This window comes from Pseudomonas sp. 44 R 15, from assembly GCF_900004965.1.
Taxonomy (GTDB): Bacteria; Pseudomonadota; Gammaproteobacteria; order Pseudomonadales; family Pseudomonadaceae; genus Aquipseudomonas; species Aquipseudomonas orientalis_A.
Map to the genome: position 1 here is coordinate 56,187 of NZ_CVTU01000114.1, position 19,792 is coordinate 75,978.

At 60.8% G+C, this 19,792-nt stretch carries 18 protein-coding genes; 5 read left to right on the forward strand and 13 right to left on the reverse strand.

Features of this window, described 5'->3' with window-relative positions:
• Positions 1-244: 244 nt before the first annotated feature.
• From BFP93_RS22820 to zwf, 3 genes are read right to left on the reverse strand one after another with little or no spacing between them, the layout of a single operon-like run.
• Positions 245-910, reverse strand: a complete 666-nt coding sequence (locus tag BFP93_RS22820) for a bifunctional 4-hydroxy-2-oxoglutarate aldolase/2-dehydro-3-deoxy-phosphogluconate aldolase (RefSeq protein WP_065887687.1) — start codon at positions 908-910, stop codon at positions 245-247.
• A 17-nt stretch (positions 911-927) separates the two neighbouring features.
• Positions 928-1,641: a 6-phosphogluconolactonase gene (pgl, locus tag BFP93_RS22825; RefSeq protein ID WP_065895037.1), complete on the reverse strand. Its 714-nt coding sequence runs from the start codon at positions 1,639-1,641 to the stop codon at positions 928-930.
• On the reverse strand, positions 1,628-3,094 hold the full coding sequence (gene zwf, locus BFP93_RS22830) for a glucose-6-phosphate dehydrogenase (RefSeq protein ID WP_065895038.1): 1,467 nt from the start codon (positions 3,092-3,094) through the stop codon (positions 1,628-1,630). The genes pgl and zwf overlap by 14 nt, the downstream gene beginning before the upstream one ends.
• A 220-nt stretch (positions 3,095-3,314) precedes the next feature.
• Between zwf and BFP93_RS22835 the strand changes: the two genes are divergently transcribed.
• A complete protein-coding gene (locus BFP93_RS22835) occupies positions 3,315-4,175 on the forward strand; it encodes a MurR/RpiR family transcriptional regulator (protein ID WP_170039859.1) in 861 nt (286 codons plus the stop codon).
• Positions 4,176-4,295: 120 nt separating this feature from the next.
• Here the strand turns inward: BFP93_RS22835 and BFP93_RS22840 are convergent, their stop codons facing one another.
• From BFP93_RS22840 to BFP93_RS22885, 10 genes are all read right to left on the reverse strand, one after another.
• Positions 4,296-5,141: a D-hexose-6-phosphate mutarotase gene (locus BFP93_RS22840; RefSeq protein WP_065887682.1), complete on the reverse strand. Its 846-nt coding sequence runs from the start codon at positions 5,139-5,141 to the stop codon at positions 4,296-4,298.
• 100 nt (positions 5,142-5,241) lie between these two features.
• Entirely contained in the window at positions 5,242-6,588 is a 1,347-nt protein-coding gene (locus BFP93_RS22845; RefSeq protein ID WP_065895039.1) for a carbohydrate porin, read from the reverse strand.
• 202 nt (positions 6,589-6,790) lie between these two features.
• A complete protein-coding gene (locus BFP93_RS22850) occupies positions 6,791-7,951 on the reverse strand; it encodes an ABC transporter ATP-binding protein (protein WP_065895040.1) in 1,161 nt (386 codons plus the stop codon).
• Between the two features lie 2 nt (positions 7,952-7,953).
• Positions 7,954-8,799, reverse strand: coding sequence for a carbohydrate ABC transporter permease (locus BFP93_RS22855; RefSeq protein WP_065887675.1), 846 nt, complete (start codon positions 8,797-8,799; stop codon positions 7,954-7,956).
• Positions 8,792-9,700, reverse strand: coding sequence for a carbohydrate ABC transporter permease (locus BFP93_RS22860; protein ID WP_065887673.1), 909 nt, complete (start codon positions 9,698-9,700; stop codon positions 8,792-8,794). Before BFP93_RS22860 ends, BFP93_RS22855 begins: the two co-directional genes overlap by 8 nt.
• A 159-nt stretch (positions 9,701-9,859) precedes the next feature.
• A complete protein-coding gene (locus tag BFP93_RS22865) occupies positions 9,860-11,146 on the reverse strand; it encodes an ABC transporter substrate-binding protein (protein ID WP_065895041.1) in 1,287 nt (428 codons plus the stop codon).
• Between the two features lie 104 nt (positions 11,147-11,250).
• Complete coding sequence (locus BFP93_RS22870) at positions 11,251-12,510, reverse strand: D-mannose isomerase (protein ID WP_065895042.1); 1,260 nt, start codon at positions 12,508-12,510, stop codon at positions 11,251-11,253.
• Between the two features lie 264 nt (positions 12,511-12,774).
• Positions 12,775-13,599 (reverse strand): ATPase, encoded by an 825-nt coding sequence (locus BFP93_RS22875; RefSeq protein WP_065895043.1) that lies wholly within the window; start codon positions 13,597-13,599, stop codon positions 12,775-12,777.
• 126 nt (positions 13,600-13,725) lie between these two features.
• A complete protein-coding gene (locus tag BFP93_RS22880; protein ID WP_065895044.1) occupies positions 13,726-14,724 on the reverse strand; it encodes an NAD-dependent epimerase/dehydratase family protein in 999 nt (332 codons plus the stop codon).
• 52 nt (positions 14,725-14,776) lie between these two features.
• Positions 14,777-15,670, reverse strand: coding sequence for a LysR family transcriptional regulator ArgP (locus BFP93_RS22885; RefSeq protein WP_065895045.1), 894 nt, complete (start codon positions 15,668-15,670; stop codon positions 14,777-14,779).
• Positions 15,671-15,770: 100 nt separating this feature from the next.
• Here BFP93_RS22885 and BFP93_RS22890 point away from each other — a divergent pair, with 100 nt between their 5' ends.
• The 4 genes from BFP93_RS22890 (at position 15,771) to BFP93_RS22905 (ending at position 19,742) form a co-directional block, all read left to right on the forward strand.
• Positions 15,771-16,373: a LysE/ArgO family amino acid transporter gene (locus BFP93_RS22890; RefSeq protein ID WP_065895046.1), complete on the forward strand. Its 603-nt coding sequence runs from the start codon at positions 15,771-15,773 to the stop codon at positions 16,371-16,373.
• 177 nt (positions 16,374-16,550) lie between these two features.
• Positions 16,551-17,147 (forward strand): superoxide dismutase, encoded by a 597-nt coding sequence (locus BFP93_RS22895; RefSeq protein ID WP_003175739.1) that lies wholly within the window; start codon positions 16,551-16,553, stop codon positions 17,145-17,147.
• Between the two features lie 155 nt (positions 17,148-17,302).
• Positions 17,303-17,482, forward strand: a complete 180-nt coding sequence (locus tag BFP93_RS22900) for a hypothetical protein (protein ID WP_065895047.1) — start codon at positions 17,303-17,305, stop codon at positions 17,480-17,482.
• A gap of 208 nt (positions 17,483-17,690) precedes the next feature.
• On the forward strand, positions 17,691-19,742 hold the full coding sequence (locus tag BFP93_RS22905; RefSeq protein WP_065895048.1) for a putative bifunctional diguanylate cyclase/phosphodiesterase: 2,052 nt from the start codon (positions 17,691-17,693) through the stop codon (positions 19,740-19,742).
• Positions 19,743-19,792 lie beyond the last annotated feature (50 nt).

The following is a 19,792-nucleotide window of genomic DNA, read 5'->3' on the forward strand; positions in this document are numbered from 1 at the left end:
TTGCGCTTTTCAAAAGTGAGCCGCCGTCAGGGCGGAACCCTAAGTGGCCGTTACCGCAGAAACGGATATGTACTCGATCTGATCCAACATCCTGTGTCGGCCCAGAGGCCGCCATCGGGGGCAAGCCCCCTCCCACATTGGAATGTGTGGTGGCCTGGATCTACAGGCAAAAAAAAGCGGTACACCGACCAAGTGCACCGCAAAAATGCCGTTAAGCACAGCAACAACGATTCGATAAATCAGATCAATCCAGCAGCGCCAGCGCCTCGGCGGTGACTTCCTGGATGCGCGCCCAGTCGCCGTTCCTGACCCACTCGGGATCAAGCATCCAGCTACCGCCCACGCACATCACGTTTTTCAACGCCATGTAGTTTTTGATGTTGGCCGGGCCGACGCCGCCGGTCGGGCAGAATTTCACTTCAACGAACGGGCCACCCAAGGCCTTGATCGCCGCCACACCGCCGCTGACCTCGGCCGGGAACAGCTTGAAGCGGCGATAACCCAGGCTATAGCCTTCCATGATGCCGGAAGCGTTGCTGATGCCGGGCAGCAGCGGGATCGGGCTGTGTACCGAGGCTTCCAGCAGGTCGCGGGTGATGCCGGGGGTGACGATAAACTGCGAGCCGGCCACTTCTGCCGCTTCGAGCATATGACGGTCCAGCACAGTGCCGGCACCGGTGCACAGTTCAGGGCGCTGCTCGCGCAGCACCTGGATAGCCTTGAGCCCGAACTCGGAACGCAGGGTCACTTCCAATGCGGTCAGGCCACCGGCGGCCAGGGCATCGGCCAGCGGCAGGATGTCCTGTTCACGGGCGATGGTGATCACCGGCAGGATCCGCGCCTTGGCGCATAGGCTGTCGATCAGGGCAACTTTATCCGCCATGGACACGGTCGGTTGAGGGCTTTTCATAGCGGCTGATCCTTGGCTCATGGGCACCAGTAAATCTCTAATGTAGGTTGCAAAAACGCGCGAATCGGCATGGCGGCGACATCGTCACCGGCCAGCGCGGCGCTCAAGGTGGTCAACTTCGAACTGCCGGAAATCGACAGTACGGTGTAGTGGGCCGTCGCCAGCAACGCGCGACTCATGGTCAGGCGCTGGTGCGGCACGGTCGGCGCCAGCATCGGCCAGCAACGGCGGGTACCGTCGGCCTGCAAGGCCTGGGCAAGGTTCGGGCTGTCGGGAAACAGCGAAGCGGTGTGGCCGTCATCGCCCATGCCCAGCACCAGCACATCGATCGCCGGCAACTCGGCCAGCAGGCGATCGGCCTGCTCGGCAGCGTCTTCCAGGTTGGCGGCAGCGCTGTACAGGCTGAGGAACCGGGCCTCGGCCGCCGGGCCTTGCAACAGGTGCTGCTTTAACAGGCCGGCGTTGCTGTCGGCGTGTTCCACCGGCACCCAGCGCTCGTCGGCCAGGGTGATGGTGACCCTGGACCAGTCCAGCACCTGCCTGGCCAGGTTCTGGAAGAACGCCACGGGGCTGCGGCCGCCGGACACGACCAATGTCGCCGCGCCGCGCGCGCTGATGGCCGCGCGCAGTTGCTCGGCCACGTCAGTGGCCAGGCCGTCCGCCAACAACACGGGCGTGCGGTACTCATGGGCAGTGACGCCCTGAGGCAGTTTCAATTCAGATATCGCCATACCACGACCTCCCATCCCGCGTGATCAGTGCAATCGAGCTCATCGGCCCCCAGGAACCCGCCGCGTACGGCTTGGGCGCATCACCGGATTTTTTCCACCCGGCGATCAACTGGTCACACCACTTCCACGCGGCTTCGATTTCATCTTTGCGAACAAACAGGTTCTGATTGCCGCGCATCACTTCCAACAGCAAACGCTCGTAGGCATCGGGGATGCGTGCGCTGCGATAGGTGTCGGAAAAATTCAGTTGCAGCGGACCGCTGCGCAGTTGCATGCCCTTGTCCAGGCCCTGCTCCTTGGTCATCACACGCAAGGAAATACCTTCGTCCGGCTGCAGGCGGATGATCAGCTTGTTGCTGATCTGCAAGCGCTGCTCGGGGGCGAAAATATAGTGGGACGGTTCCTTGAAGTGGATGACAATCTGCGACAGCTTTTGCGGCATGCGCTTGCCGGTGCGCAGGTAGAACGGCACCCCGGCCCAACGCCAGTTACGGATATCGGCGCGCAGGGCAACGAAGGTCTCGGTGTCGCTCTGGGTGTTGGAATTCTCTTCTTCCAGGTAGCCCGGCACGGCTTTACCGGCGCTGTAGCCGGCGATGTACTGGCCGCGCACCACCTGGGTGGTCAGGCCTTCCGGGCTGATCGGCGCCAGGGCCTTGAGCACCTTGACCTTCTCGTCACGGATGCTGTCGGCGGACAGGTCGGCCGGCGGGTCCATGGCGATCAGGCAGAGCAACTGCAGCAGGTGGTTCTGGATCATGTCGCGCAGTTGGCCGGCCTTGTCGAAGTAGCCCCAACGGCCTTCGATGCCGACCTGCTCGGCCACGGTGATTTCCACGTGGGAAATGTAGTTCTGGTTCCACTGGGTTTCGAACAGGCTGTTGGCGAAACGCAGGGCGATCAGGTTCTGTACCGTCTCTTTACCCAGGTAGTGGTCGATGCGATAGGTGCGGTTTTCCGGGAAAAACTGCGCGACGGCGTCGTTGACCTTGCGCGAGGATTCCAGGTCAGAACCAATCGGTTTTTCCAGCACCACACGGGTGTTTTCCGCCAGGCCGACCTTGGACAGGTTCTCGCAGATCGCGCCATAGACGGCAGCCGGAGTGGCGAAGTAGGCGATCAGGCGCTGTTCGCTACCGACCTTTTCGGCAAGGCCGACGTAGTCGTCAGCCTTCATGAAGTCGACATGCACATACGCCAGGCGCGCCAGGAAACGCTGGGCCACGGCTTCGTCGAGTTCCTTGCCGACGTATTTGCGCAGTTCTTGTTCGATGTGGGCCATGTGCTGCTGCTCGGACCCGGCTTCGCGGGCCAGGGCCAGGATGCGCGTGTCTTCGTGCAGCAGGCCGGCGCCATCGAGTTGATAGAGAGCAGGAAATAACTTGCGCAGCGCCAGATCACCCAAGGCGCCAAACAGGGCAAAGGTGCAGGGTTCTACGGTTATCGAAGGCATGATGTTTGTTCTTTTATCAAGTTAAGCTACAAATACCTTTTTTCAAGGCATCACTCAAGGAAAAATGTAGTAATAACCACAACATTTTCCGCCAATACGCATTGCGAGTGGTGGTGTTCCGCTACCCTCAGTAGGATAGGCCACCGCGAGAAGCCACTCATCGATTGGTTACCGCCTTTTTATTTGCATCGTCGCCCGAAGGAAAGACTGAATGGACCGCGTGCGAAATCTTCTGGAACAGATCCGGAACCGCCTCGAAGAATTGAACAAGGCCGAGAAAAAAGTCGCCGAGGTCATCCTGCTCAACCCGCAGCAGGCCACCCGCTTCTCGATCGCCGCCCTCGCCCAGGCCGCCTCGGTCAGTGAACCGACGGTCAACCGTTTCTGCCGTTCGTTCGGCGTCAGCGGTTACCCTGAACTTAAATTGCAGCTGGCGCAAAGTCTGGCCAGTGGCGCGGCCTATGTCAGTCGCGCCGTGGAAGCCGATGATAACCCCGAGGCCTACACCCAGAAGATCTTTGGCAGCGCCATCGCCTCCCTGGACAGCGCCTGCCAGGCCCTGGACCCGGCCCTGATCAGCAAGGCCGTGGACTTGTTGATCCAGGCGCGGCAGATCCACTTTTTCGGCCTCGGCGCCTCGGCACCGGTGGCGATGGACGCGCTGCACAAATTCTTCCGTTTCAACCTGGCGGTGACCGCCCACGCCGACGTGCTGATGCAACGCATGATCGCCTCGGTCGCCCACACGGGTGAGTTGTTCGTGATCATTTCCTACACCGGGCGTACCCGCGAGTTGGTGGAAGTGGCGCGTATCGCGCGGGAAAACGGCGCGTCGGTGCTGGGGGTGACGGCCGAGAACTCACCGCTGGCCAAGGCCAGTACCGTGAGCCTGAACATTCCGTTGCCGGAAGACACCGACATCTACATGCCGATGACGTCGCGGATCATTCAGCTGACGGTGCTGGATGTGCTGGCGACCGGCATGACGTTGCGCCGTGGTGTGGATTTCCAGCCGCACTTGCGCAAAATCAAAGAGAGCTTGAATGACAGCCGGTATCCGGTGGGGGATGAGTTCAACTAAGCCGGCATCTGTGTTGGCTTTACTGGCCTCATCGGGGGCAAGCCCCCTCCCACATTTGATCTGTGAACCCATTCAAAAGTGGGAGGGGGCTTGCCCCCGATGAGGCCATCAGCCACACCACTAGACCCCTGCCCTGGCCTGCAGACTCAAATGCGCCCGCTCCCCGGGCGCCAGGCTCGCCCCGGCCATCGCCGACTCCACGCACACAAATCCTGACGCTTCGTTAAAACTCACGCCCAATAGCGGCCGGCTACCGGGGTGCCACACCACCGTGTCGGCGCTGTCGCCGGTATCGATGCACAGTTCACGCTGCCAGGCATGGTCCTTGAGCTGCAATTCGCCCTCGTGCTGGAACACCCGCTGGCACCCGCCATCAACGCGCAACTCGCCCTCCTGCTGGCAAACCTGGCGATTGAGCTGGTCATAACCCTGCGCGCCGTCGAGCCCAGACAGCGCTACCTCGTCAACGTGACCAATACGCCAATAAGCATGCAAAGCATGGCTCAACTGGCACGGCAGCTCGTCCTGATGCTCGGTGCTCAGGCGCAGTTCCAGGGTGTCGCCCAATTGCGCGTGCAGGTCCACCTGCCAGTCGCACAACTGCAACTGCCAATGCAGGCGCACGCCATCGTCATCGGTGCTGCTGTCGAGCAGTTTCCAGTCGATCAAGCGCGCCCAGCCGTGGGACGGCCAGGCGTTTTCGCTGGGGTGACGGCCATACCACGGCCAGCAGACCGGTACGCCGCCGCGGATCGCGCCGACTTGTGGCCATTTGGCCGCACACCACAGCCAGGGTTTCTGGCCGGTGGGCTGAAAGTGCAGCAGTTGCGCGCCCTGGCGACTGAACACCGCCTGGCACAGCGGGTGGTCGATCACCAACACATCGCGCATCTGAAAGCGCTCCCAGGCGAACACCGGACGCTCGCGCAGGGACTTGAAAAAGCGTTGCAGCGGTTGCTCATGCATGTGCACAGGTTCCGAATATCACAGTGCCACCCAAAAAAAAGCGGATAGCCATGGCTACCCGCAAAATGCGCACAGAGAGAAGGAGCTTATCGCAACCGCGTTAGAACGTAGACTGAATCTTCAGGCCCGCTACCAGCGCGTTGTCGACTTTGTCCACGCCGCCCGGCTGGACAACGTACTGCAAGTTAGGACGCACGGTCAGCCAGTTGGTAACGTGGAAGCCGTAGTTCAATTCGACGTTGTACTCGGTCTCGCGAATCGGCGTGTAAAGCGGATTGTCGTAGTCGCTGATGCCATTGGCGGCATTGAGCAACTGCGAGTTCTTCTTCACGTCATCGTTGACATGCAGACGCGCGACGCCAATGCCGACGTCATCTTTTGGACGTGCGTCGAATGGGCCCTTGTACACCAGCATCAACGACTGGTAGTTGTCGACCAGGTTGGTTTCCTTGTCGTGGAAGGTCGCGTTGGCCGCAATGTTCAGGCCACGGGTAGCGTCGCCGTTGTGCGTGGTGAGTTGCTGTTGGGCAACGAACCAGTAGCCTTTCTTGCTGCTGCGGGTGCGCAAGTTTGCGCCAGTGAGGACCGCATCGTTGCCGTTGACGTCTTCACGTACATCCGGAGCATCGGCCGCGCTCTTGTAGTAACCCACGCGGTATTCGCCCGGCAGGTTGTTGACTTTCGGCGACCAGACCAATTCCACCGGAATCACAGTACCTTTGGTACCGCTGCCGCTGAGTTTGAAGCCGTTGCCGTGCTCCAGCTGCGACGGGTTCTGGCTGTAGGCACCGATCTGTGCATACAACTCAGGCGTGATGTTGTACTTCACGCGGATGGCCGGCTGGCTGACCGGCCAGTTGTACCAGGTGTTTACATAGTTACCGACCTGGGAGCCACAGAACGACAGGTTCTGGAAGTCGCACGGGAAGGTGTTGAAGTCCTCGCCTTCACCGAAGTAGCCGAGTTTCACGTCCAGCTTGTTGTCGAACATCTGGTGCTGGATCCAGAACTGGGTCAGGCGCACCATGTGGCCACGGCCATAGACTTCCATCGACGAACTGAGCGTGCCGGCACGCGGGTCGCCGATGCGGTCGTTGGAGATGTTCTGGCCATTACGGTTGGTGAGCTGGATCTTGGCCTGGGTATTATCCCAGCCCCACAGCTTTTGCAGGTCCAGCGCTACACCCAGACCGAACTGGTCGGAGTAACGACCGGTCTTGTCGTCGTTGTAGCCACCGTGGGCGTTGTAGCCCATTTCCCCTACGTAATCGGCCTTGATGTCGATACCTTGCTCGATCAGCTTGGTACGCTCGCCGCCCCAATCGCCGGTCATCCACTTGGAATCGGCGCTGAACGCATCGGCCGCCATCGCATTGGCGGACAATACAAGGGCTGCTGCTGCTGACAGTTGGCAGAACAGCCGAGTGTTGTTGTGTTGCTTTTTCATCCCTACATCCTCGTCTTTATTGTTATTAAACTGTTTTTATCTAACGCGGTTTACTTTTTTTAGCTAAAACAACAAGTTAACCATTAACCACAGTACTGTAGGAGCGAGCTTGCTCGCGAAAAACCCGAGAGCGCCACGCTAAACCAGGAGCGCTGCGTCATCGTTAACGACCTTCGCGAGCAAGCTCGCGCCTACAAATGCTTCAACGGCCCTTGAACTGGGTCACGTTGCCGGCATGCCCCTGTGCCGGCAATGAAGCAGCAGTGCCCAATCGCTCACCGGTCTTGGCGTCGAACAGCAACACCTTGGCCGGGTCGAACTGCAGGGTCAGGGTCTCGCCTACCTGCGGTGCCACGTCCGGCGCCAGACGGCAGCAGACTTTGGTGTCGTTGAGCTGCACGAACACCAGGGTGTCCGGGCCGGTCGGCTCGGTTACCTGGACTTCGGCGCGAATGCTCGACGCGCCATTGCCCTCGCCCGCCGCGAGCACGATCTGCTCCGGGCGCAGGCCCAGGATCACATCGCGATCTTCCAGACCTGCGTCATTCATGTTCAACGCCAACTCGCAACGGGCCTGGCCGCTGTCGAGCACCGCCACCAGAACACCGTCCTGGCGTTTTAGGCGCATGGGAACGAAGTTCATTGGTGGTGAACCGATAAAGCTTGCCACAAACAGGTTAGCAGGGTCGTTGTAAATTTCCTTCGGCGTACCGAATTGCTGGATGATTCCGTCCTTCATCACCGCCACTTTGTCGCCCAGGGTCATCGCTTCGATCTGGTCGTGGGTCACGTAGACAGTGGTGGTTTTCAGGCGCTGGTGCATCAGCTTCATTTCGGTACGCATCTCGACGCGCAGCTTGGCGTCGAGGTTCGACAGCGGCTCGTCGAACAGGTAGATCTTCGGCCGGCGCGCCAACGCCCGGCCCATGGCCACGCGCTGTTGCTGACCACCGGAGAGTTGGCCCGGCTTGCGGTTGAGCAGATGCTCGATCTGCAGCAGCTTGGCCACGCGCGCCACTTCGGTGTCGATGTCGGCCTGGGGCATCTTGCGAATCTTCAGGCCGAACTCGATGTTCTCGCGCACACTCATGGTCGGGTACAGCGCGTAGGACTGGAACACCATGGCGATGTCACGGTCCTTGGGGCTCATGCCGCTCACATCCTGATCACCGATCATGATCGCGCCGCCGGAGATGGTCTCAAGGCCCGCGATGCAGTTCATCAAGGTGGACTTGCCGCAACCCGAAGGGCCGACCAGGATCAGGAATTCGCCTTCCTTGATCGACAGTTCGATGTTCTTCAAGGTGTCGGGCAGGCCGGCACCATAGGTCTTGTTTACATTGCGAAGTTCAAGCGTAGCCATGATTACCCCTTGACCGCGCCGGCCGTGAGGCCGCGCACGAAATACTTGCCTGCGATCACATAGACCAGCAGGGTCGGCAGCCCGGCGATCATCGCCGCCGCCATATCCACGTTATATTCCTTGGCCCCGGTGCTGGTGTTGACCAGGTTGTTCAGCGCCACCGTGATGGGCTGGGAGTCGCCGCTGGAAAACACCACGCCGAACAGGAAGTCGTTCCAGATCTGGGTGAACTGCCAGATCAGGCAGACCATGATGATCGGCGTCGACATCGGCAGAATGATCTGACGGAAGATGGTGAAGAAACCGGCACCGTCCAGGCGAGCCGCCTTGATCAGCGCATCCGGAATGCTCACGTAGTAGTTACGAAAGAACAGCGTGGTAAACGCCAGGCCGTAGACCACATGCACAAACACCAGGCCCGTGGTGGTATTGGCCATGCCCATCTTGCCGAGGGTGAACGAGGCCGGCAGCAGCACCGTCTGGAACGGCAGGAAGCAGCCGAACAGCAACAGGCCGAAGAACAACTGCGAACCCCGGAAGCGCCAGAACGACAGGACGTAGCCGTTCAACGCGCCGATGGCCGTGGAGATCAGCACAGCCGGCACGGTGATCTTGATCGAGTTCCAGAAGTAGCCGTCCACGGTGCCCCAGGCTTTGACCCAGCCGATGCCACTGACCACAGTCGGCCAGCTCAGCAGGTTGCCGGTGCTGATGTCTTCCGGGGTCTTGAAGCTGGTGAGCAGCATCACCACCAGCGGCACCAGGTACAGCAGCACCGCGAGGATCAGCACCGCGTAGATCGCGATACGACTCAGGCTGATGGCAGGTTTAGCGGCGAGACTAGTCATTACGCTTGGTCCTCAGCTCGGAATACAGGTACGGCACAATGATCGCGAGGATCGCACCGAGCATCAGGATTGCACTGGCCGAGCCCATGCCCATCTGGCCGCGGCTGAAGGTAAACGAGTACATGAACATGGCAGGCAGGTCGGAGGAATAGCCCGGGCCGCCGGCTGTCATCGCCGCCACCAGGTCGAAGCTCTTGATCGCAATGTGCGCCAGGATCATCACCGCACTGAAGAACACCGGACGCAGGCTTGGCAGCACCACGCTCCAGTAGATGCGCGGCAGGCTCGCGCCGTCGATCTGCGCGGCGCGGATGATTGACTGATCAACGCCACGCAGGCCCGCCAGAAACATCGCCATGATAAAGCCCGAGGCTTGCCACACAGCGGCGATCACCAGGCAGTAGACCACGCGGTCGGGGTCGATCAGCCAGTCGAGACGGAAGCCTTCCCAGCCCCAGTCGCGCAATAATTTGTCCAGGCCCATGCCCGGGTTGAGCAGCCATTTCCACGCAGTACCGGTGACGATCATCGAGAGCGCCATCGGGTACAGGTAGATCGTGCGAATGAAACCTTCGCGGCGGATTTTCTGGTCGAGGAAAATCGCCAGCGTCACACCGATCACCAGGGTGATGCCGATGAACATCCCGCCGAACACGGCCAGGTTCTTGCTCGCCACCCACCAACGGTCGTTGTCGAACAAGCGCTCGTATTGCGCCAGGCCCGCCCACTTGTAGTTGGGCAGAAACGTGGAGGTGGTGAACGACAACACGAACGTCCACAGGATGTAGCCGTAGAAGCCCACCAGCACGATGAACATGCTCGGCGCCAGCACCAGTTTGGGGAGCCAGCGCTGCAATGCATCGAACGGCGAGGCCTTGCTGAACACAGCAACAGAACTCATGGGAAAATCCAGTACAGGGAAAAAGGACTGACAGGTGAACCGAACCCTGCAGGAGCGAGCGTGTTCGCGAAGGACTTCAACGATAGCGCGTGCATAGAGATGAACGCGGTGACCTTGAGTTTTTCGCGAGCGAGCTCGCTCCTACAGATAGCAGCAGCGTTACTTGGCCGACTTGATCGCAGCGCCCAATTTCTTGGCCGTGTCGGCCGGGTCGGCTTTCGGGTCGTTGATGTAGTTAGTCACCACGTCAAAGAACGCGCCTTGCACCGCCAGGTTGGTGGCCATGCTGTGCGCCATGCTTGGCTGCAGTCCGCCGGTCTTGGCGTCGGCCAGGAAGTCCTTGGCGGCGGCCTGGGCGCAGGAGTCGAAGCCCAGTTTGTCCATTTGAGTGAGCATGTCAGTGCGCACCGGGATCGAGCCCTTGTTGATACTGAAGATTTTCTGGAAGTTTTCACCCAGCGCGACTTTGGCAATGTCCTGCTGACCGGCAGCGGTGCCTTTGTCTTTCTGCTTGAACACGGCCAGGGAGTCGATGTTGTAGGTGAAGGCCTTGTCGGTGCCCGGGAAGGCTACGCACTCGTAGTCCTTGCCAGCGACTTTCTTGGCGGCGGTCCATTCGGACTTGGCCCAGTCACCCATGATCTGCATGCCGGCCTTGCCGTTGATGACTTTACCGGCCTCCAGGTTCCAGTCCTGACCTTTGCCGTCGACGTCCATATAGGTCGCGACCTTTTTCAGCTCAGTCAGCGACTTGATCATTTCCGGGCCGGTCAGCGCAGCGTTATCCAGGTCGACCAGGGCTTTCTTGTAGCCATCGGCGCCCATGACCGAGAGCACCACCGCTTCGAACACGGTGCTGTCCTGCCAAGGCTGGCCGCCGTGAGCAAGCGCGATGAAACCCGCTGCTTTCAGCTTGTCGCCGGCGGCATAGAATTCTTCGAGGGTGGTCGGGTTCTTGGTGATGCCGGCTTTCTTGAAGACTTCCGGGTTGATCCACAGCCAGTTCACGCGGTGGATGTTGACCGGAACGGCCACGTAGTCACCTTCGTACTTGACGGTGTCGGAGACTTTCTTGTCGAGCAGGGAGTCCCACTTTTCTTCTTTGGCGACGTCTTTGAGCGCGTCGGTGTCGAGCAGGCCGGTGGACGCCCATTCCTGGATGTCGGGGCCCTTGATCTGGGCAACGCCTGGCGGGTTGCCGGCTACCGCGCGGCTTTTCAGCACGGTCATGGCCGTGGCGCCACCGCCACCTGCGACTGCACCGTCTTTCCAGGTGAAGCCGTCTTTCTCAACTTGGGCCTTCAGGACATCCACTGCCGCCTTTTCACCGCCCGACGTCCACCAATGCACTACTTCAATCGTGCCTTTGGAGTCGGCGGCAAATGCACTGAGGGGAAACAACGAGGCCATGGAAATAGCAACGGCGAGGCGATTAATCGCATTCATCTGAGTACCTTTTCTTGTTGTTATGCATGCAAGTCTAGAGCTTGCGCTGCAAGGAGTTTAAACAGGGATTTTCCCGGCGCAGGTAACAAAGGGACGCACAAATGTCACCAGCTGGTGACATAGCATCCGCTGCCCAATGCACTGGCCAGGCTGGGTGCCAAGGGTAATGCCGGTAGCACAACCGCTTGCCAGGCATGGTACAGGTCCGGCTTGCCGCCCCAGATTTTGCTGCTGGGTTGGTTGTGTGGGTTGAGTTCGTGGTGCCAGCTGCCCTGGAGCCGGTCGATGAAGTGGGTTTCGCAAAACTCCCAGAACCGCCGGTACCAGGTCTCGTAATGCAATTGGCCAGTGCGCTTGAGCAGCGCCTGGGCAGCCGCGCTGGCTTCGGCATGGGTCCAGTGCAGGCGTTCGCGAACGACCGGGCGCTGGTTCCAGTCCAGGGTGTAGACAATGCCCGGCGCGCCATCCACCGCCCAGGCATACTCGCAGGCACTGGCAAACAGCCCTTGGGCATCGGTCAGCAACCACTGTGGCGTGACCAACCCGGCGGCCAGCCGCGCCGCTTCCAGGTGCAACACCAGCCGCGCCCATTCGAAGCCGTGGCCGGGGGTGATGCCATAGGGACGGAAACCGTCGGCGGGGTTGTCTTCGTTGTAACTGAGCAGCGGGTTCCACTGGGTATCGAAGTGCTCGATCACCATGAAGCGGTTACCGGCGGCGTGGGCATGGATGACACGTTCGACGATCCGCAACGCGCGGTCCAGCCAGCGCGTGTCGCCCGTGACATCGGCGAGAGCCAGAAAGGCTTCGGTAGCGTGCATGTTGCTGTTGGCACCGCGATAGGCTTCGACGCCGCTCCAGTCCCGGGCAAAGGATTCGAGCATGGCGCCCTCCTCCTCGCTCCAAAAGAACTGGTCGATGATATGCACCGCATCGTTCAACAGGGTCTGCGCGCCGGGTGCACCGGCCACTACGGCAGAGCTGGCGGCCAGGGCCACGAAGGCATGCAGGTAAGCGGCCTTGCCGGTATTGCCATCAAGGGCATCGGCCGCGGCAAACCAGCCACCGTGTTCGCTATCGTGCAACGGGCCGCTCAGGGCCGCCACGCCGTGCGCCACCAAATCGGCGTAGCCGGGCAACCCCATGGCGTGGGCCATGGCGAAGCTGTGGGTCATGCGGGCGGTGTTCATGGTTTCGGCGCGGGCACCGGCCGGCAGTTGGCCAGTGTCATCCAGATTGCCGAAGCCGTCCGGCAGGCGCGACGCCTTGGCAAAGGTCAACAGGCGCTGGCCTTCGGCCGCGAGCCAGGCGTGATGGGCAGGCGCGTTCAGCCAACTGCTGGGAGGCAGTGGTTGCATGGTCATGGGGGGCCCTTATTGTTTTTTGTGGGGTGGCCGGAGTCTAAACAAGGGCGCGGGAGTGGCAAGTAACGAAGGGGACAAGAAATGTCACCGGGCGGTGACAAATCTGAGAGCGACAGCGATTTAGCTGACTAATACGGGTTCAAATGTGGGAGGGGGCTTGCCCCCGATAGCGGTGAATCAGTCAATATTTTCGTGACTGACACACCGCAATCGGGGGCAAGCCCCCTCCCACAGTTTGATTGCATTCACAGTCCACAGAACGAGTCATTGACCCAGTGGCGTGGCCGCCGCCGGCGCGTTGAGGCGCTGGTTCAAATTCTGCACCTGGCTCTGCAATGTGGTGATATTGCGCGTGGTCTGGATGCGGAATACGTCGAACTCTTTATTGGTCGGCGCATCGGTGTTGGCGGGCTGGTTTTCCTGTGCACTCTTGAGCACCAGCACGTCCTGCTCGAGTCGGGCGATGGCGGCAGCCGGATTGCCTTGTTTCTTCAAGGTCGCTACCTCATTGGCCAGATCCTTGATCTCGCCTTGGGCCGCCTTGAGCGTGGCAACGGCATCGGTCAGCGCCTGAACCTGGCCCTGCAACTTGGCATTGGCGCTCGTCAGTTCGGCGGTGCTGGCGCTCATCTGCGCCAGGCGCTGGTCCAGCTCGGTGGCCTGGCCGGCCACACCCACTTGTTGTCTGCCCTGCTCAAGCAACTGGGTTTCCAGCTGTTTGATCTGCACTTTCAGGGCTTCGCTGCCGTTGTTCACATTGGCCTCGCTGGCCACGACCTTGCCGGAAATATCCTGCAGGCGCCCCGCCGCTTCTTCGCTGATACGCGCAAAGCTTTCCTGGGTGGCGACCAGTTGCTGGCCCATCAGGGAAATCTGCTGGAAGCTCCACCAGGCGAGGCCCGCAAAGGCGATCAGCAACGCGCCGACCAACGCCCACAACGGACCGTTGCTGGCCCTTTTCACCTTGACCACAGGCGTCGTGCGCGAGCGCACCGAGGTGGCGGCTGTCGGCACGAAATCATCATCGTCCCCGGTATCGGCCCGCAGGCTGGGAACGTTGTCGAAATCGTCTTTAGCATCGTTACGCATGAATCTATCCTGAATCAATAAGATGGCCGACCGAGGGGCCGAGCGGCGGGAGTATAAACCGTGCTCCCGGTGCATGGGTCAACAAGCGCTGCGCCACTCGGTTCCCGATATGTTGCAGGTTGTGGCTTATGAGTGGCCCGGAGCCTGGGCTTTCCACCACAGGCAGAACTCGTCGAGGGCGCTCCACAGACTGACCTTGGGCTCGTAATCGAGATAATGCCGCGCCCGGCTGATGTCGAGGGTGAAATCCTTGTTCATGACCTGCATGCCCAGGCGCGTCAACGACGGTTCCGGCCGCCCCGGCCACAGCGCACAGAACGCCTCGTTCAAGGCCGCCACACTGTAGGACAAGCCATAGGAGCGGTAGCGCGTGACCTGAGGCATGTCCATTTGTCGCATCACATAGTTGACCACGTCCCACACCGGTACCGGCGTGCCGTTGCTGATGTTGTAGGCCCTGCCCAGTGCCGAACCGGGAGCCAGCAAGCTGCTGAGCAGCGCCTCGTTGAGGTTGTGCACGCTGGTGAAGTCGACCTTGTTCAGGCCGTCACCGACGATGGCCAGGCGGTTCTTGCGCTGCATCCTCAACAGGCGCGGGAAGATGCTCATGTCACCGGCGCCGGTGACGAAACGCGGGCGCAGGGCCAGCACCTCGAGGCCGAATTCCTGGGCGCCGAACACCTTCTGCTCCGCCAAGTATTTGGTCGCGGCATAGGGATGCCTGAAGCGCTTGGGGACTTGCTCTTCGGTCAGCCCCAGGTGGTCGCGCCCATCGAAGTAGATGGAGGGCGAGGACAGGTGCACCAACCGCCCGACCCGCTGCTTGAGGCACGCTTCGACGACGTTCTCGGTGACCAGCACATTGCCTTGATGGAAATCCTGATACTTGCCCCACAGCCCGACCGCACCGGCACAGTGCACCACGGCCTCGACGTCACGGCACAGGGTGCGCACCAGGTCGGCATCGTTCAGATCACCCTGGATAAACTCGGCACCGCGTCGTACCAAGTGCTCGACACCCTCGGCCCGTCGCCCGTTGACCCGCACGTCCAGGCCCTGCTCCAGGGCGAAACGCGCAAAGCGCCCGCCGATGAAGCCGCTTGCGCCGGTGACCAGAATTTTCATGCACTACCCCATGTTCTTTCGTTTTTCATCGCTGTTGCCTTGACGCACGCCATCACTTCAACGGCACCAACCATTGCCCACAGACCCGGGCCAGATGCTCGGTCAACAGGCCCAACAGGTGCCCGCCACTGCGCCAATGATGCCAGTACAGCGGCACATCAATGGGCTTATCTGGCAGTAATTCGACCAGCAGGCCTTTTTCCAGCGCGTCGCGCACCTGCAATTCAGGCACCAGGCCCCAGCCGAGGCCAGCTTCCATCAGGCGGATGAAGCCTTCGGATGACGGGCATAAATGGTGCTCGAAACCGCCGGTCACACCCAGCGAAGCCAGGTAACGGTGTTGCAGGAAATCATCCGGACCGAACACCAGTGCCGGCGTACCGGCCAATTGGTCGGCCTGTACCCCGGCCGGGAAGTGCCGCGTTATAAACGCGGGGCTGGCCAATGCGCGGTAACGCATGGCGCCAAGGGCCAGGCTGCGGGCGCCGGCAACCGGGCGCTCGCTGGCGCAGATACAGGCCGCCACTTCACCGGCACGCATGCGTTTGAGGCCCACGGTCTGGTCTTCCACCACCAGGTCCAGCAGCAGGTGCTGTTCGCTGCAGAAATCGCTGACCGCCAGCGCCCACCAGGTGGCGAGGCTGTCGGCATTCAGCGCGATGCGCAGGCGCTCGGGCATGCCCTCTTCGTCCAACGCCGGCACCTGGCTTTGCAGGTCGCGCTCCAGCAGGCGCACCTGCTGCACATGGTTGAGCAGGCGCCGGCCAATATCGGTGGGGGTCGGCGGGGTCGCCCGCACCAGTACCGGCTGGCCGACGCGCGCCTCCAGCAACTTGATGCGTTGGGACACGGCCGACTGCGACAGCCCCAGTACCTGTGCGCCGCGCTCGAAGCCGGCCTGCTCCACCACGGCCGCCAAAGCGGAAAGCAATTTATAGTCGAACATCAGTTTTCCTAATGAGCGATCAGCAATATTGGTTTTTCTTATACAGGCTTGACCGCCACCCTAGCCAGCATCTTTTGAGCATGACTTGAGGATTGGCGCTATGTGGCAAAGCTATATGAACGGGTTGCTGGTAGCCCTGGGACTGATCATGGCAATCGGCACGCAGAATGCGTTCGTCCTGGCGCAAAGCCTGCGCCGCGAACATCACTTGCCGGTCGCCGCCCTGTGTGTGATCTGCGATGCGCTGCTGGTGGCGGCCGGGGTATTCGGCTTGGCCACCGTGCTGGCGCAGAGCCCGATACTGCTTGGGGTGGCGCGCTGGGGCGGCGCGGCGTTTCTGCTGTGGTACGGCGCGTGCGCGCTGCGCAGGGCCTGTTCGACACAACGTCTGGATCAGGACGCCAGCCTCAAGACCCGCTCATTGCGCGCCGTGCTGTTGAGCGCGCTGGCGGTGACCCTGCTCAACCCCCATGTCTATCTGGACACCGTGCTGCTGATCGGCTCACTGGGCGCACAACAGACGGAGCCCGGGGCCTACGTCGCCGGCGCGGCCAGTGCGTCGTTCCTGTGGTTTACCACCCTGGCCTTGGGTGCGGCGTGGTTGGCGCCGTGGCTGGCGCGCCCGGCTACCTGGCGTCTGCTCGACCTGCTGGTGGCCGTAATGATGTTCAGCGTGGCCTACCAATTAATCAGCGCGCCATGAACTTATTCCAAAAGGCTCTGGAACCTCTATCCCACACAGTTGTTGCGTGGTTTTGCCGCACCCCCGGTGCTATGATCCCGGACTTGCGCCGCAAAGAGTACAGACTCGCCGGCGCTTGTTTGGCCGCCCGTGATCGGCCTTGCGCTCACCGCAACTGACCTGATTAGGAGAATCATCATGGCTTTCGAATTGCCGCCGCTGCCCTACGCACACGATGCCCTGCAGCCGCACATCTCCAAGGAAACCCTGGAGTATCACCACGACAAGCACCACAACACCTATGTCGTGAACCTGAACAACCTGGTGCCAGGCACCGAGTTCGAAGGCAAGACCCTGGAAGAAATCGTCAAGTCTTCTTCAGGCGGTATCTTCAACAACGCCGCTCAGGTCTGGAACCACACCTTCTACTGGAACTGCCTGGCGCCAAACGCCGGCGGCCAACCTACCGGCGCTCTGGCTGAAGCCATCAACGCCGCGTTCGGTTCGTTCGACAAGTTCAAGGAAGAGTTCACCAAGACGTCGGTCGGCACCTTCGGTTCCGGTTGGGGCTGGCTGGTGAAAAAGGCTGACGGTTCCCTGGCCCTGGCCAGCACCATCGGCGCCGGCAACCCGCTGACCAACGGCGACACCCCGCTGCTGACCTGCGATGTCTGGGAACACGCCTACTACATCGACTACCGCAACGTGCGTCCCAAGTATGTGGAAGCGTTCTGGAACCTGGTCAACTGGAAGTTCGTGGCTGAGCAGTTCGAAGGCAAGACCTTCACTGCCTAAGCAGCGCTTGCAGTAGAAAGAGCCCGGCCATTGCCGGGCTTTTTCATGGGCGCTAACAAGCAGCAAGCTACTGGTCGTGGTGGAACTCGCAGAAGAGAAATTGCCACGCAGTGAGTGAGAGGAATAACCCTCTCGCGCTCTTCTGGAGAAAAAAGATGGAAGAAATCGGAAAAGCAGGCGGGCAGATGGCGATGCAACTCATCAGCGGCCTCATGAAAGGTCTTGCCGGTGGTGCAGGCGGCGGCGGTGATGACGGTGGCGCGAAAGCACCAGAACGCCCCGGCGAGGACAACATGCCACCGGCGCCGCCAAAGATCGACTTTTCAGTGAGTTGACAACTGCGCCCGCGATGCCAGCCACGTTGGCATGCGGCATCCTGGTCGAACAGTCAGACGGCGGAGCACATCCGCCGTTTTTTTTGGTTTTTTCTCCCCTCCAGCCTTGAAGGTGCCTGCTGCTCCAATGTTCCTTTGACTGCCCTCCCCAGATTGCCAATACTCATGGCATATTGAAGGCCACCCGCATGAGACAAGGAATGCCCCTTTGAAGCTGGAACTCAAAAACAGCTTGTCGGTGAAGTTGCTACGGGTTGTCTTGCTCTCGGCACTGATCGTGGGCGTGGCGCTGAGCGTGGCGCAGATCGTTTTCGATGCCTATAAGACGCGCCAGGCCGTAGCGGGCGATGCCCAACGTATCCTCGACATGTTTCGCGACCCCTCGACCCAGGCCGTCTACAGCCTGGACCGCGAAATGGGCATGCAGGTGATCGAAGGCCTGTTTCAGGATGACGCCGTACGCGTCGCATCCATCGGCCACCCCAACGAGACCATGCTCGCGGAAAAAAGCCGCACCTTGCAGCCTTCTTCCAGCCGCTGGTTAACCGACCTGATTCTTGGGCAGGAACGCACCTTTACCACCCCACTGGTAGGCAAGGGCCCCTACAGCGAGTATTACGGCGACCTGAGCATTACCCTCGACACCGCCACCTACGGCGAAGGCTTCCTGGTCAGTTCGGTGATCATCTTTATTTCCGGAGTGCTGCGCGCCCTGGCCATGGGGCTGGTGCTGTACCTGGTGTATCACTGGCTGCTGACCAAACCGCTTTCGCGGATTATCGGGCACTTGACGTCGATCAACCCGGACCGGCCCAGCGAGCACAAGATCCCGCAGATCAAGGGCCATGAGCGCGACGAGTTGGGGCTGTGGATAAACACCGCCAACCAGTTGCTCGAATCCATCGAACGCAATACCCACCTGCGCCACGAGGCCGAGTCCAGCCTGTTGCGCATGGCCCAGTATGATTTTCTCACCGGCCTGCCGAACCGCCAGAAGTTGCAGGAGCAATTGGACCGGATCCTCACCGATGCCGGCCGGCGCCAGCGTCGCGTAGCGGTGTTGTGCGTGGGGCTGGATGACTTCAAGAGCGTCAACGAGCAGTTCACCTATCAGAATGGCGATAAGTTGCTGCTGGCCCTGGCCGATCGTTTGCGCGCCCACAGTGGGCGCCTGGGCGCGCTCGCCCGCCTGGGGGGCGACCAGTTCGCCCTGGTGCAAGCCGATATCGACCAGCCCTACGAAGCGGCGGAACTTGCGCAAAGTATCCTGGATGACCTGGAAGCGGAGTTTGCCCTGGATCAGGACCAGATTCGCCTGCGCGCCACCATCGGCATCACCCTGTTCCCGGAAGATGGCGACAGCACGGAGAAACTGCTGCAGAAAGCCGAACAGACCATGACCCTGGCCAAAAGCCGCTCGCGCAATCGCTACCAGTTCTACATCGCCAGCGTCGACAGCGAAATGCGTCGGCGCCGCGAGCTGGAGAAAGACCTGCGCGATGCCCTGAGCCGTGACCAGTTTCACCTGGTGTATCAACCGCAGATCAGTTACCGCGATCACCGCGTGGTCGGTGTCGAAGCGCTGATTCGCTGGCAGCACCCGGAACACGGCCTGGTTCCACCGGACCTGTTCATCCCGTTGGCGGAACAGAACGGCACCATCATTCCCATCGGTGAATGGGTGCTGGATCAGGCGTGCCGCCAACTGCGCGAATGGCATGACCTGGGCTTCACCGAACTGCGCATGGCGGTCAACCTGTCCACGGTGCAACTGCACCACACCGAGTTGCCGCGGGTGGTCAACAACCTGATGCAGATTTACCGCCTGCCGCCGCGCAGCCTGGAACTGGAAGTCACCGAAACCGGCCTGATGGAAGACATCAGCACCGCCGCCCAGCACCTGTTGAGCCTGCGCCGTTCGGGGGCGCTGATCGCCATCGATGACTTCGGCACCGGTTACTCATCCCTGAGCTACCTCAAAAGCCTGCCGCTGGACAAGATCAAGATCGACAAGAGCTTCGTCCAGGACCTGCTGGACGATGACGACGACGCGACCATCGTGCGAGCGATCATCCAACTGGGCAAAAGCCTGGGCATGCAGGTGATTGCCGAGGGCGTAGAGACCGCCGAGCAAGAGGCCTACATCATCTCCGAGGGTTGCCATGAAGGCCAGGGCTACCACTACAGCAAACCGCTGCAGGCCCGGGAGTTGGCGGCTTTCCTGAAGCAATCGGAACGCGATAACGCGGCGATTCTTTGAGCGGGCAGAACGATACCAAATATTTCCCGCGTATAAGCCTTTACACAAAA

Excerpts from the sequence above, each read along its gene's own strand:
- BFP93_RS22820 (WP_065887687.1), bottom strand. The coding sequence starts at position 910 with ATGAAAAGCCCTCAACCGACCGTGTCCATGGCGGATAAAGTTGCCCTG.
- pgl (WP_065895037.1), bottom strand. The coding sequence starts at position 1,641 with ATGGCGATATCTGAATTGAAACTGCCTCAGGGCGTCACTGCCCATGAG.
- zwf (WP_065895038.1), bottom strand. The coding sequence starts at position 3,094 with ATGCCTTCGATAACCGTAGAACCCTGCACCTTTGCCCTGTTTGGCGCC.
- BFP93_RS22840 (WP_065887682.1), bottom strand. The coding sequence starts at position 5,141 with ATGCATGAGCAACCGCTGCAACGCTTTTTCAAGTCCCTGCGCGAGCGT.
- BFP93_RS22845 (WP_065895039.1), bottom strand. The coding sequence starts at position 6,588 with ATGAAAAAGCAACACAACAACACTCGGCTGTTCTGCCAACTGTCAGCA.
- BFP93_RS22850 (WP_065895040.1), bottom strand. The coding sequence starts at position 7,951 with ATGGCTACGCTTGAACTTCGCAATGTAAACAAGACCTATGGTGCCGGC.
- BFP93_RS22855 (WP_065887675.1), bottom strand. The coding sequence starts at position 8,799 with ATGACTAGTCTCGCCGCTAAACCTGCCATCAGCCTGAGTCGTATCGCG.
- BFP93_RS22860 (WP_065887673.1), bottom strand. The coding sequence starts at position 9,700 with ATGAGTTCTGTTGCTGTGTTCAGCAAGGCCTCGCCGTTCGATGCATTG.
- BFP93_RS22865 (WP_065895041.1), bottom strand. The coding sequence starts at position 11,146 with ATGAATGCGATTAATCGCCTCGCCGTTGCTATTTCCATGGCCTCGTTG.
- BFP93_RS22870 (WP_065895042.1), bottom strand. The coding sequence starts at position 12,510 with ATGACCATGCAACCACTGCCTCCCAGCAGTTGGCTGAACGCGCCTGCC.
- BFP93_RS22875 (WP_065895043.1), bottom strand. The coding sequence starts at position 13,599 with ATGCGTAACGATGCTAAAGACGATTTCGACAACGTTCCCAGCCTGCGG.
- BFP93_RS22880 (WP_065895044.1), bottom strand. The coding sequence starts at position 14,724 with ATGAAAATTCTGGTCACCGGCGCAAGCGGCTTCATCGGCGGGCGCTTT.
- BFP93_RS22885 (WP_065895045.1), bottom strand. The coding sequence starts at position 15,670 with ATGTTCGACTATAAATTGCTTTCCGCTTTGGCGGCCGTGGTGGAGCAG.
- BFP93_RS22890 (WP_065895046.1), top strand. The coding sequence starts at position 15,771 with ATGTGGCAAAGCTATATGAACGGGTTGCTGGTAGCCCTGGGACTGATC.
- BFP93_RS22895 (WP_003175739.1), top strand. The coding sequence starts at position 16,551 with ATGGCTTTCGAATTGCCGCCGCTGCCCTACGCACACGATGCCCTGCAG.
- BFP93_RS22900 (WP_065895047.1), top strand. The coding sequence starts at position 17,303 with ATGGAAGAAATCGGAAAAGCAGGCGGGCAGATGGCGATGCAACTCATC.